We start from the raw sequence: 13,928 nt of genomic DNA on the forward strand, positions 1-13,928 counted from the left end.
TTCAATCTCTCTCTAGTGGTGTGGCAGGCTGTCTTTCAGCTTTTCCAAGCTGATTTTCATCTTGGCGTCCAAACGAGTGCTAAAGAACACCCCGGACAATGCCGCGACCATACCAGCCATAGTTGGCATAGTGGCCATAGAAATACCAGCTGCCATCAGACGAGCATTACTCGTCCCCTGAACTGCCATAACATCGAACACTGAAATCATACCTGTCACTGTACCCAGCAGACCTATCATAGGGCAGATGGCTACCAGTGTTTTGATGATCAGCATACGTGCATTCATATCTTGCTTCGCTTGGGATACCCAAGCTTCACGGATACGGTGTGCATACCAGGAAGTCGTTTCCTCCCTGGCATTCCATGCGGCAATAATGTCTTTATGATTCTTTGGTGATACCCAGTTCAGATACCAGAATCTTTCAAGCATCAATACCCACATGAGAAACAGCACCGCCGCAACAAGCCAGAGGACGTCGCCTCCGGAGGCCATGAAGCCCCTGACGGAATCCCAAATGTCCATCAGGTATAGCATCATTAGTCAGCCCTCTTCTCTGCGTGTTCAGCAATGATACCGGCACTTTGCTCTTCAAGGATTTGAACAATAGACTTACTGCGAGCCACAACGATGGCATGACACAACATCAGTGGCAGAGCCGCAATCAGACCCTGTACTGTAGTAACCAGTGCCATAGAGATACCACCGGCCATCAGTTTTGGATCGCCAGTACCGAACAGCTGGATGCTCTGGAAGGTTGCAATCATACCGGTTACGGTACCCAGCAGACCCATCATAGGAGCGATAGCCGCCAATACTTTGATGATGGAGATACGTGTTTCCAGCGCTGGTGTTTCTTTCAGGATGGCTTCATCCAGTTTCAACTCCAGAGTCTCAACGTCAACATCTTTGTTCTCTTGGTACACTTTCAGTACACGGCCCAGAGCGTTGTTACCTGGGTTGGCAACATTCTTGGCCTGAGACTTAACACGGGCACCGATAAGAGTCAGAGTAACCAGACGCTCCAGAGAGATCAGCAGACCCAGAGCCAGCAAGGCGATGATGATGTAACCAATGGTACCACCGGCCTCGATACGGTCTTGGAAGCTGGCCTTCTGAGTGAAGATGTTCAGCAGAGTACCGCGGGCAGGGTCAACATACAGCTTGGCTGTACCTGAAGTGGTTTTTTCGAAGTCGGCGATAGGCTTAACCTGATAACCTTCAGGCTGCTGTGACAGCTCCTGGATCAGACCCAGCTCGTGGTTCAGAACCACATACTTGTTGTCAGCCAACAGGTTAAAGGCACCGATACGGTAGATGGTGGTGTTTTTCACGTTACCATCAATGTCGGTTACAGAACCTTCGAACTTAACCACTTTGCCAGACTCGGCCATTTCGAACAGTTGCTCTTCCCAGAAGCGCTCCAGTTCTTCAATCTTAGGCAGTTGCTTACGGGCACCCAGGTCTTGAACGAACTTGTCACGTCCTGGATATTGAGCACTGACGTTGGAGTTGATCAGCTTGCCGGCGAAATCGCCTGCTTCACCTTTAACCACACCAAACATTTCACCCAGGTCACCCTGAGCGGTTTTCAGATCTTCTTCGAGCTGAGCAATCTTACGCTCGTTATCAAGGAAGGCCTGGTTCAGGTCTTTACCACGCTGAGTTTCAGCAGCCAGCGCATCTTTTTCACGCTTCAGCAGAGCAGCCTTGTCGCCACGCTCGGCTTGGAACTCTTTCTCACGCTTGGCGTTGATTTTACCTTGAGCGGCACGCTCAACTTTAACTTGCTGCAGCAGTTGGTCAATCGTCTTAGGCGCCTCGGCGGCACTGGCCATACCGGCAGACAGTGAAAAACTGGCAGCAACGACGGCGGTAGTGATTAGCTTTTTCATTATTGTGCAGCCTCCGCAGCTGGAATTGGTAGTGCGAACAGATCCAGAGCCCCTTGTTTACGGGCGATACGAATACCCTTGGTGATGTCACGCAGGTAGCTGTCATCCAGCTTATCCCAGCCCTTGGTTTCAGGGTTGTACATCCAGGCAGTCTTCTGGTCCAGGCTCTGAGCGTACAGAGCTACGCGGCCCAAGCGGAAGAAATCAACCAGCACTTCTTTACCATCAAGATTCAGCTTACCGGTTTCAACGTCAACAAAGCTGCCGTATTCACGCTCGATGCTGTAAGCATCCAGGATCAGACGGAACTTTTCAGCCAGAGTCACTTCGGCAGTGTTAAGCAGGTCTTTGAGGTTTTTAACGCGCTGCGCACGGTCTTCAGATTTGAATGGCAGATCCAGAGCCACGAATTGCTCCAGTGCATCAACCATTTTAAACATCAAAGGAACAACACCCTGACGCAGTTTGTCTACGCCATTGATATCGTCCTGAATGGATTTCATTGTGGCTTCCTGATCAGCGACCAATCCAGCCAGATAATCATTGTAGGCTTTGAGAGATTCACGCTCGTCAGCAACGGCGGAATATTCGAAAAGCATATCTTGAGCCTGGTCAAAATACTTATCGATCTTCTTCTGTGACGCAACGGCGTCTGACTGCAGACGACCCGCGGCTTGTTGCGCGTCGGTAAGAGGATCTGCAACGACTAAGTTGCTGCTGGCGAGTGCCAGCGCGCCAACAAGCGCAGAAGCGATTTTTGTTCTATTGCTTACCTTGGACATAGTTCCCAACCAATTTGAAGTGATTAAAAAGGTTTAACTTTTCAGCAACAGTGCCCCGAATATCCCTATTTCAACGGCAGGTGGTGCTATCAAGTATGTCTTTCTCTTGTGATTGTTAGTTTTTTATCTTCCCTTTCCTATGCCCCTGAAGGCATAGACCCGCTGGCATCATTTCACAAAATGTTGACCTGTGTCAACATTTGAAATGAGACGAAAACGCTGGAAACTAAGGCTAACTGTGTGATTAATCATCAATGGCTTTTTTTTACATTTAGTGATCAATTGTCAGCCATCTTCTTGAACGGTGAATAACGGTAAAAACAGCACTAGCTAATATTTAACCTTATGATTTATATATAATTAAAAAGCATAAGTCGGTGCGTTATGTTTTATCAATCTTGAAAGAATTCAATTCTGTCGAGCGATGGCAATACACTTTTTCCAAGTGATTACTGTCCTTGGGAAAGCGGTTTAACCACAAAGCCGTCTCCCCTGCTCTCTTGCCATGAAATCAATTGGCAGCCCGGGTCGACTTCAGTTGTTACGCAATAGTGTTTTGTCAATTTGCGACTATGTCTTACTTATATAGAGAGTTTAAAAAGTAAAAACCCCGGAAGGTATCCCGGGGTTTCATTCAATGAAGCTGACTTAATTCATCCAAAGATGAAATCTGCCATTAGAACTTCATGCTGGCACGAACGAAGAAGTAGCGGCCCAACATATCATAGGTATAAGGGTCGGTATTCGAGTCGTTGTTACCTGTGTAGTATGGAGGCTCTTTGTCGAACAGGTTGTTGACACCACCGGATACGCGGATGCGGTCGGTGATATCGTAAGAACCCGACAGGTCATGGTAAACCACGCTGTCAACTGAAGGCGCGTAGCAGCTGCCATCGTCGTTCTTACAAGCAAATGAATCCATACCATCTATATAGCGGGCTTCATAAGTGACAGTCCAGTCATCACCGGCTGCAGTGATATTCAGGTTGCTCTTGAATTTGGCATAAGCACCCACACCACCTGTGATGTAACCACGATAGTCAACCGCATTACCATCCGGGTCAAACTCTTCATACTCGCTCAGGATAGAGCTGTCCCAGCCGGCTTTCCAGTCCAGACCGAAGGCATTGAATACGTAGGCAACGTTGATATCGTAACCTGAGGTATTGGTAGCACCTATGTTCTGCAGACCGTTGTCGAACTTGATACGACCACTATTGTCGATTTCGATGTTGGAAGACTGACACAGCGCAGTGCCTGTGTTGATCTTGTTGCCACCGGCATCCAGACACTGGTTGGCAACATAGTTGTTGTCAACTGAAGTAATAGTGTTGGAGATCTCGATGTCATAGTAATCGACGGTCAGAGACAGACCTTCTACAAAGCTTGGTGAATACACCAGACCCAGAGTAGTGATATCAGCTTCTTCAGGGGTCAGCATTTCGTTACCACCAACAGTCACTTCAGCCTGGTCCTGATCGGTGGCAGGGTGAACTATCTGTTCGAACGATGGTGACTTACCACCGTACAGTTCATATACAGTTGGTGCACGGAAGGCTGTAGACATACCACCGCGGATCATCAGGTCATCATATACACGCCAAGTCAGACCCAGTTTCCAGGTAGTATCATCACCGAAAGTGCTGTAGTCGAAGTAACGCATAGCGGCACTCAGATCCACTTGTTGTGCCAAAGGCAGCTCGCTCAGCAGTGGGATTGCCAATTCTGCGTAGAATTCGTTAACGCTGAAATCACCGGCAGTTGGCTCAACACGAGGATCGTTTGCCAGCCCCTGAGAAGTCAGGGAATCCGGAGTATAATGAGCCGCTTCTTTACGGTGCTCATAACCCGCTGCAAAGCCCATCATACCGGCAGGCATTTCAAACAGATCGCCGGACAGAGTCGCTGCAATCACATCCAACTCACTGCCACCGCTGTTCACTTCGGTATAGATGTATGGCTTGATGCTCTCACCTTCCCATGAAGATTGCAGGAAAGGATCGAAAGTGCCTTCGAGTACCGCAGCGTTGATAGAACCTAAGTTGTGCAGGTTAGCCAGAGTATCGGTTGAGTCGTTCTTACCTTTGTTATAAGAAGCATCCCAGGTCCAGCCGTTTTCAAACTCACCTTCCAGGCCAACAACGATACGTATGGTGTCTACTACCTGGTCAAAGTCACGGGTACCGGACTCAACCATACGACGACCATAAGCCAGTTCTTCACCTGGCTGAACCCAAGGCAACAGGTCATCAGTCATCCAGCCGCCGGCTGATTTTGGATTGTAAACCCAGGCATCACCGTTCCAGATTGGCTGAGGCGCCATCTGCTGATTGGACCAACGCTTGGAGTACATGGCTTCGGTGAAGAAGCGAATAGATTCGGTCAGTTCATAAGTACCGGCCATGGACAGGTTCAAACGCTCCATTGGCGTCGACAGATAGCTGTCCTTGGCGTAGTTGTATCTGTCAGCATCACCGAACTCGTGGTAGGTACCACCCAGGCCACTCAGATCGGCCTCAGACATGCCATCAAAGTACTGGAACTTTGGCTTGCCTTCACCGTTATCAACATATTCACCATAGTAGCCCTTGTCACCTATGGCATAAGCACCATCTGGACCTGAGCCCACAATACCAAAGTTGTTGTCACCCCAGACATGGCCGCCTTGAGAGTAGCTACTACCGCCACAGTACAGGCTACGGTCCCCTTTTGGACCTGTCTCTGCAATCGGACAGTTGGAGAAATCGCGATCTGCCTGGCTGGCATCACCGCGCTTGGTGTACTGAGCATTAACGACGATATTACCTTTCTCGAAGGTGTTACCCAGAGTCATGTCGATGCTGGACTCGTCGGCATCGCCTTCTCCGGAAATACCGGTCTGAACGTTGATTTCAAAACCGTCGAAATCTCTTTTCAGAATGATGTTAACCACACCGGCAATCGCATCGGTACCATAAATGGCAGAAGCACCATCTTTCAGTACTTCGACACGCTGGATCATGGAAACTGGGATAGTGTTAAGGTCAACAGAAGAAGCTGCACCGGTACCGGATGCAATCATACGACGACCATTCACCAGAACCAGAGTACGGTTGTCACCCAAACCACGCAGGTTGATACGAGAGTTACCGCCTGAGCCGTTGTTGATACCGGCGTTGGTCATGGCGCCACCGGCAGAGGTCATTTTCTGTAGAACGTCATCAATGTTAACGGCACCTGACGCTATGATAGATGAAGCATCGATCACGCTAACAGGGCTTGCTGTTTCCATATCGGTGCGCTTGATGCGAGAGCCTGTAACCTGAATACGCTCTACATTGTCAGCACCTTCTTCGGCCGCCAAAACGGTTGGAGCGCTAAAAGCAGTCGCTGCAACACCACCAACCAATGCCAGACGCACTGCGTTGGTTAACGAATTATTCTTATACATACTTATCTCCCTTTCGACATCTTGTGTCTTGGTAACGGATCCGAATGCTTTGCCCGGATCCTTTAGTTGTTTGCAGGTAGACATAAGTTAACCAGCAACAATTTCACGCAAATAAAATCACATAACAAACATTTTATCAACATTTGAAACGTTAATATTGCATATAAAATTAACAACAAAAGAGAGAAGGTATTATTTCACTGAGCTTGAATATAACGGCTATCACAGCGGTATTAGGTATTTGGGGTAGTGTTATAACTTGTAACAGCCTGAAGTAAGGGGAGTTTGTCGCGATGCCTTTTCCCACCAAAAACGTAACACATGTGTTACATACCTCTTTCTGGAAAGGAGTGTGAGCACTTGTGTTTTTCCAATAAAAAAGCGCCTTTCGGCGCTTTTTTGAACAGCTTAATCTGTAATCAGAGGGTATAGCGAATACCTATTGCAATGCCATCATCTTCAGACAATTCCATAGCAGCCTCTTCGGCGCCCTTGAAATCAGAGAAGTCTTTACGGCCTTCAACATACAATACGGTATTGGCATCCCATATATAGTGAACACCCATAACCACAAACTGACGCTTGAACACATCACCACCATAAGCCTGCTCGTAAGCATCGCCGGCGTTCAGTAAGTTGTATGAGACAAAGGTACGAATATCATTGTCAAAGCGGTACGAAACCAGAGTTTCAACACCATAAGATTCAGGGAGCAAACGCCCCAGATTATCTGTATCGTGGAACTCGTTCTTGTTGACGTTGGCAGCGGCATACAAACCTTGATTATCCCAACCACCCCAAGTAATACCTGCACCATAGATATAGTCAGACTCGGAGAAAGTACTGCCATCTGCGCGGGTCGCTTCAAACTCACCATAGTTATAGCCAGCCATCAGGCTGAGATCTTTGCTGACCGCATAGGTCAAGGCAATGCCATAGGTGTTGTTGAATTCCACCTTGGTGGCGGTTCCGGCAGTTGCAGCAGTGCCGGTAACAGGCGCATGATCCCTTGGCGGGAACGGGTTGGTACCTGAACTTTCATCCATCAGGAAGTCATCGTGCTTCAACTGAGTCTGGATGGCAAAACTGAAATCGCCAAAGCTGTTGCGATACTGAACCGTCTTGTCACCACGACCGGTACCATTGATGGCGCCATCATCCTTGTTATAGGTATAGACACCGGCAGCGTTACCATCCCACACAAAGCCATAGTTGGTGTTGTACACCACGTCATACCAGGCGCCCCACTGTTTACCTATGGTCAGGGTGCCGTACTTGTCGTGAGAAAGTCCCGCATAACCAAGACGATTGTAGAAGAAATCATCCTGGACTGATTCAAACTTGCTGCTATAGACAATATCGCTGTTACCGAATGGGTTAACACCCCATTCAAGCATCACAAACGCATTCCAGCCGTGGGTCAGCTCACGTTCAAAGCCAAAATTGATCCTGGAAGCACCATTGACGACTTCCGTTTCACCCTGAGTATTGATTACTCGGGCATCAACGAAACCGCCGATAGAGACTGCATTTTTTTGATCTTTGTAGATTTCAATAGCTTGAACCGATGGAACGGCCAAGAGTCCTGCCAGGACGGATGCGATGAGAGTCTTGTTCATTTGCTGTTAACCTTAAGTGTTTTCAGTCTGCCTACCCCATTCCGTTGTTTTATTTCCTTCCAAGGGTGGCGAAGATTAGCAAAAGGTCAGTAAAGCGGCAAAGACAAAAATCACATTTTTTATTAGTTTTACCTTAAAAAAAACCACAAGAACCGATAAAACCCAGCAATAAAACCATTTATTAACTTTATTAACTTTTTGAAACAAATTAAGCGTCAGATTAAACTCATTTGTCCTGTGCTGATTGATGTGAAATTTTCTTTCATTATGGAAAGTATTGGATCGGCTATCGGCTTGATCTGTCTTTCGATGTAGTAGTCATAATCAATGGCAGAACGCCTGAGGGAAACAGCTTCGGGGCCATTGATTGTTACCAGGTAATCAATCCGGGTGCCCAAACGGCCATAACGAGGGTCGCCGGTCTGCTCCAACAGTTGTCTTGCGGCCTTGACATGGGGTGATGCCTTGGCCTGATAGGCATCCAACTTACGCCTTAGCCGCTTGGAGAAAACAAGCTCACTATCATAGTCGCCGCGTTTGAGCGCTTCTATTTCTGTGGCCAAAAAGCCCACTACATCCAAGCCATTGAACATACGCCGGTACAGCTCGTACTGCACTCGTCTGGCCAGGGGACTCCAATCGCTGCGAACCTGTTCCATGCCTTTGAAGATGATATCCAACTGACCTTGACTATTGCGGCTGGCACCGACATAGCGCTTTTTGGAGCCTTCTTCCGAATCTCTGAGGGTGGGCATCAGAAACTGTTCATAATGGCGCTCAAACTCAAGTTCCAGATGACTCTGCAACTGAAAATGCTCCGCCAAATGCTGTTGCCACTTGGCGGTTATCCTGGCAGCCAAATCCCTGCCGAAGGCTTGCGGATCTGTTATATCATGCTGCTGTCCCAGCCAAACAAATGTCGAATCAGTGTCGCCATAGATGACACTCATGCCTTCGTCCTCAATCCAACGTTTGGTCTGCTGCATGATTTCATGGCCGCGCATGGTAATTGAGCTTGCCAATCGGGCATCGTGGAACACACAGCCCCGAGAGCCCAGTACCCCATAAAGCGAATTCATGATGATCTTGATTGCCTGAGACAGGGGGACATTGGCTTGAGCCTTGGCGCTTTCCCGCTCTTGGGCCAACTTGGCGATAAGCGTTGGCAAGATAGGTTGTTTGCGACTGAATCTGGCACCGAGAAAGCCGGGAACCGTCTCAACCTCGGGTTCACCCATGCCCTGCACCAGCCCCATGGGGTCGATTAAAAAAGTACGGATAATCGAAGGGTATAGACTCTTGAAGTCCAGCACCAGAATGTCCCGGTAAAGGCCCGGAATGGAGTCCATCACATAGCCGCCGGGACTCTCCAGACCATCACTGGCCGGTGCTGCCGGCGCCACAAATCCGGCCCGGTGCAAGTGTGGCAGGTAGAGGTGATTGAACGCCGCCACCGAAGCCCCTACCCGGCCAAACTCCAACCCGGTCAGCTGCGCCCGGGCCAAAGCAAAATTCAATAGATCGGTTTTATCGAAAATATCCAGTACCAGACGGCAATCGGTCAGATTGTAGTGGGCCAATGCCAATTTATCCTCTTGAAAGAGGTGGCTTATCTCCTGACCGCGATCTTCAACTTTATCTATCGCCTTGCCCTCACTCAAGAGTGCGCGGGAGACGAACTCGAGCGAATAGCGCTCAAACTGATAGAAGGCGGCCTTGAGCCAGTCTATACCGTCCAGCACCACTCTCCCGGGCAAGGAGAGGGTTTCCGGTCGATACTTGCCTTCCACCAACCAGGACATGGGCACGCCTGCGCGCCCAAGCCGTGCTTCAATACCATGATGGGCGTATCGTCGGCTCAGCAGTGCCAGGTCAAAATTGACAACCGACCAACCTATGATGATGTCCGGATCCCAGAGACTGAACCAGTCAACCAAAGCCTGCAACAGGGCTGCTTCATCCCTGACCCAGTGGATATAGACAGGCCCGTCCTGGGCTTGGCCTATCATGTACACGCGCTGAAACAGCTCTCCATCGCGGTCACGACCGTAGAGTCCGGCGGAATAGAGTTCACCCTGCATGCTGCATTCAAGATCGAGGGAAATAACAGCCAGACCTATATTGTTGAGCGAGGCTTTCCTGGCGCGACTGGCAACAAACCGCTTCAGCGCACCGCTTTCCTCGCTGAAATAACCGTAAAACTCGGCATCGAGCGCAATAAAGCGCTCAATCAAGAAACGCTGCTGGGGTTTAAGATCGGCTTCATACAAAGGCATCCCCTGATCCTGGGCCTGCTTTTGCAGCAACCGCATCTGTTGCCGACTGCGACTGTAAAGCGCTGCAACCTTCTCTTCGGCGAAGTTTCTCAGCGCCAGCGGCTGGGCCCTCACCTGGCTTAAACCCTGGCATAAAACCGCCGCATCCTGCTCTTTGGCAAAGCAAACTTGTTCCTGCCCCGGCACCTCAACCAACACAGGCCCCAACTCGGTGGCCAAATAGTACTGCAGGCATAGCCCCTCGTCTCTCTGAGCCAGATGACGGGTAAGAATACGACCCTTAAGGGTTTGCGGCGTGTTTTGGGGCATGAGTCGGGACAATCGCGTTTTAGAGGTTTATTAGCATAAGAAATTACTGGTAATATATACAGGATAATTTTCCAGAACCGAGTCTCATGCTAGCAGCCCATGTAAAGACCCAGATCCGTGAGATCTACAAGGACATTGCCTCTGCACTGCCCAACTTCCGTTCCCGCCGGGAACAGAATTATATGGTGGCGGAGATCTCCAAGACACTTGCCGGTGAATACGACAAGCAGCGGCGCATCATGGTGATTGAAGCGGGAACAGGTATAGGTAAATCCCTGGCCTATATTCTGGGAACCATTCCCCTGGCGCTGGCCAGCAAGAAAAAAGTCTGTATTGCCACAGCGACAGTGGCGCTGCAGGAACAGTTGCTGCATAAAGATCTGCCGTTTTTTCTGCAACACTCCAAACTCAACTTCCGCTTCGGTCTGGTCAAAGGGCGTCAGCGTTACGTGTGCCTGGCCAAGCTTGAGATGTTGGTCGGTGATGGCAACGGCAGCCAGATGGCCATGTGGCAGACCAAGCCGGATACCTCACAGGTTGAGCAGTTGCAGGCGCTGCTCAAAGACTATCAGGATGGCCGCTGGAATGGTGAGCTCGATACCCTCAAGACACCGCTGCCGGACCACCTGTGGCAGCAGATAGCCTGTGACAAACACAGCTGTCATCGCCAACTGGCCAGTCACAGCCACTGCCCCTTCCACAAGGCCCGCGAAGATATTGACACCTGGGATGTGCTTATTGCCAACCATAGTTTGTTACTGGCCGACCTTGAGCTGGGTGGCGGTGTGATTCTGCCGGATCCGGAAGAAGTCTATTACGTTATCGACGAAGCCCATCACCTGCCGAATGTGGCCAGGGATTTCTCCAGCGCCCAGGCCACGCTCAGGGGCGCCTGTGATTGGCTGGAGAAAGTCAGCAAGACCACGGCCAAACTGCAAAACCAAATAAAGAGCAACAATATCATCGCCCCGGCGCAGGCGATGCTGGATCGCATCGAAGAATTAACCGGTCTGCTGAATCAGGTTGCCCACTACTGTGATACCCAACCCAAACTCTTTGCCAACCCGGAAAACCGCCTGCGGTTCGAACATGGCAAGCTGCCGGACACCCTGTTGATTCAGGCTGAAAACCTGGCCACGGCCTCCAACGATGCCCTCAAGCAATTCAACAAGATGCAGGCTATCCTCAGCGAAAGTGTCAAGGATGGTGAATTACCAAGGCATCAGGCGGAAGCCCTCTTGAGTGAAACCGGCTTTATGATGCAGCGCCTGGAAAACCTGCAAAAGCTCTGGAAAATGATGGCCAAGGAGGACAGTCCCAAAGGTGCCCCCACCGCCCGCTGGATTGAAGCCCTCAGCGGCAAGCAGCAGGACTACCTTTTCAGTGCATCGCCAATCGAAGTCGGCTATATGCTGGAACATATGTTGTGGGAAAAAGCCGCCGGCGTCGTGCTATGTAGCGCCACCCTCAGAGCGCTGAACCGCTTTGAGCATTTTGCCTATCAGGTTGGCCTGTCACTCAATGATGGCAGTCGCTACCTGGCGCTGCAATCTCCTTTCGATTTTGAAAACAACGCCACTCTTTACCTGCCGAAAATGCGCACCGAGCCAACCGAAGACGCCTACACAGAAGAACTTGCCAGCCAGATAAAGCAGTTGGTGGAGGGGGAAATGGCCACTCTGGTGCTGTTTGCCTCCTACTGGCAGATGGAAAAGGTGGCCGATCTACTGCGCAACAAGCTGGTATCCGAACCGCTCATCCAGGGCAGTGCCCCACGCCAACACTTGCTCGAGCAGCATAAGCAGAAATGTGACAAGGGCGAGCCCAGCATTATCTTTGGTACCGGCAGTTTTTCCGAGGGTCTCGACCTTCCCGGCGACTACCTGACCAACTTAATAGTGACCAAGCTGCCGTTTGCCGTGCCAACCTCGCCGGTAGAGCAGGCCCATGCAGAATATGTCAAAATGAAAGGCGGTAACCCGTTTTTACAATTGACTATTCCGGATGCGTCACGGAAACTCATCCAGAGTTGCGGCCGCCTGTTGCGAAAAGAGCAGGACTATGGCCGAATAACCATATTGGACAGGCGTTTGGTAACCAAAAGATACGGGTCGTCGCTGCTCGATGCCCTGCCGCCTTACCGCCGCGTTATCGAATGATGCGCTCAATCAGGATGTAAAGTGGATATTCTGCTCGAACCCAGCAGCTGGGCCATATTGGCCGCAGTCGGCCTGCTGGCCGGATTTATTGATGCCGTAGTCGGTGGCGGCGGCCTGCTGTCCATTCCCGCCTTACTGACCGTGGGCATGCCGCCTCATCTGGCGCTGGGGACCAATAAACTGGCGGCCTGCTTCGGCTCATCCATGGCGGCATTTACCTACTACCGCAAGCAGTTGCTGACGCCAAAGTTCTGGCTGTTCGCCTTTATTGCCACCGCCGTAGGCGCCGTTATCGGCAGCATTGCCGTTTATCTCATCGATACCCGTTGGCTGGAAAAAATTCTGCCATTGCTTATTATCGCCATCGCGCTCTATTCGCTGTTTTCACCCGGAGCCATGGGCTGCAGCCAGTGTAAACCCGTCACCGAAACGCCGGCGAAACATAAACAGATACTTCAGGGGCTGGGGCTTGGCGCCTATGACGGCTTTGCCGGCCCAGGCATTGGCGCCTTTTGGGCAGTCAGCTCGACCGCGCTTTACCGCCTGCCCTTCCTGCACAGCAGTGCCTTGGCCAGAGCGATGACTTTTGTCAGCAATATCACGGCATTGATGATTTTCCTGCTGCTAGGTAAGGTGCACCTTTTGGTCGGTGTGGTGATGGGCTTGTGTATGATGCTGGGTTCTTATATCGGCGCCCACTCGGCTATCCGCTTTGGAATGCCGTTTATCAGGCCACTCTTTATTGCTATCGTGGTGCTTATCGCCGCCAATCTAGCCTGGAGTGCCTGGTTTTGAACACCAACCAACTGGTACAACGCCTGCGGGAACAACTCAGGCAGTTGGAGCAGGAAGTGCTGCAGCATGATGCCTCTTTGCCACCGGCGCAGCGCAAACTGCTGCAGGATACAGAACGCTTCAACAGCGAACTGTTTATTCAGCATGGTGCCCAGCTCTATCCCTGTGTGGAACAGCTGCACAAGAGCATAGATCAGCTGGAAAAACAGTTACGTCATCAGTTGGCCCAACACACTATCGCCTTAAGCTGCGAACGCATTCAGGACAGGTTTGTCGCCCTGAAACGGGCCTTGGGAACCACAGGTCTCAACGCCAGGATCCAGAAGCTGCAGCAGGCCAGTAAACGGCAAAGCTACCAACAACGTCAGGGCCGCCGGCATCAGGAAAGTGGTTTTGGCTGGATAGCCGCAGGTGTTATGCAAAACAGCCATCAATTGTACGAAGAGCTGAACAAACATCTGAACTGGGCCAAAAAAATAGAACAAAAGATTGAACAATTGCAATCAAAGCTTGAAAACTGTCATAGTACTGACAAAATCCCCGTCCAGAATGACATCCTTTTGATGCATCGCCGCCTCGGTAAGTGCAGGCAGGCGATCAGCTATATTGAAGATCGCATTCAGGCATTTGAACGTCCGCATCAGAGTTACAATCGTTAAGGAG

At 50.4% G+C, this 13,928-nt stretch carries 9 protein-coding genes; 3 read left to right on the top strand and 6 right to left on the bottom strand.

The genetic code is table 11. The features are described 5' to 3' along the window. Positions 1-12: 12 nt before the first annotated feature. From ACWAU4_RS13660 to ACWAU4_RS13685, 6 genes are all read right to left on the bottom strand, one after another. Positions 13-540 (bottom strand): MotA/TolQ/ExbB proton channel family protein, encoded by a 528-nt coding sequence (locus ACWAU4_RS13660; RefSeq protein WP_081737208.1) that lies wholly within the window; start codon positions 538-540, stop codon positions 13-15. After that, positions 540-1,895: a MotA/TolQ/ExbB proton channel family protein gene (locus tag ACWAU4_RS13665; protein ID WP_025011236.1), complete on the bottom strand. Its 1,356-nt coding sequence runs from the start codon at positions 1,893-1,895 to the stop codon at positions 540-542. The genes ACWAU4_RS13660 and ACWAU4_RS13665 overlap by 1 nt, the downstream gene beginning before the upstream one ends. Then, positions 1,895-2,677, bottom strand: a complete 783-nt coding sequence (locus ACWAU4_RS13670; RefSeq protein ID WP_025011235.1) for a DUF3450 domain-containing protein — start codon at positions 2,675-2,677, stop codon at positions 1,895-1,897. The genes ACWAU4_RS13665 and ACWAU4_RS13670 overlap by 1 nt, the downstream gene beginning before the upstream one ends. A 676-nt stretch (positions 2,678-3,353) precedes the next feature. Next, positions 3,354-6,107 (bottom strand): TonB-dependent receptor, encoded by a 2,754-nt coding sequence (locus ACWAU4_RS13675; RefSeq protein WP_107352925.1) that lies wholly within the window; start codon positions 6,105-6,107, stop codon positions 3,354-3,356. Positions 6,108-6,526: 419 nt separating this feature from the next. Continuing rightward, positions 6,527-7,726, bottom strand: a complete 1,200-nt coding sequence (locus tag ACWAU4_RS13680; protein WP_096142244.1) for a porin — start codon at positions 7,724-7,726, stop codon at positions 6,527-6,529. Between the two features lie 215 nt (positions 7,727-7,941). Beyond that, complete coding sequence (locus ACWAU4_RS13685; RefSeq protein WP_208124870.1) at positions 7,942-10,311, bottom strand: DNA polymerase II; 2,370 nt, start codon at positions 10,309-10,311, stop codon at positions 7,942-7,944. Between the two features lie 86 nt (positions 10,312-10,397). Between ACWAU4_RS13685 and dinG the strand changes: the two genes are divergently transcribed. The 3 genes from dinG to ACWAU4_RS13700 are packed head-to-tail and all read left to right on the top strand — an operon-like array spanning position 10,398 to position 13,924. Continuing rightward, on the top strand, positions 10,398-12,470 hold the full coding sequence (gene dinG / locus ACWAU4_RS13690; protein ID WP_208124871.1) for an ATP-dependent DNA helicase DinG: 2,073 nt from the start codon (positions 10,398-10,400) through the stop codon (positions 12,468-12,470). A gap of 21 nt (positions 12,471-12,491) precedes the next feature. Then, positions 12,492-13,265: a TSUP family transporter gene (locus tag ACWAU4_RS13695; RefSeq protein WP_025011233.1), complete on the top strand. Its 774-nt coding sequence runs from the start codon at positions 12,492-12,494 to the stop codon at positions 13,263-13,265. Further along, complete coding sequence (locus ACWAU4_RS13700) at positions 13,262-13,924, top strand: primosomal replication protein (RefSeq protein ID WP_025011232.1); 663 nt, start codon at positions 13,262-13,264, stop codon at positions 13,922-13,924. The genes ACWAU4_RS13695 and ACWAU4_RS13700 overlap by 4 nt, the downstream gene beginning before the upstream one ends. Positions 13,925-13,928: the final 4 nt, after the last annotated feature.

It is taken from the genome of Shewanella sp. FeAMO (assembly GCF_053653955.1).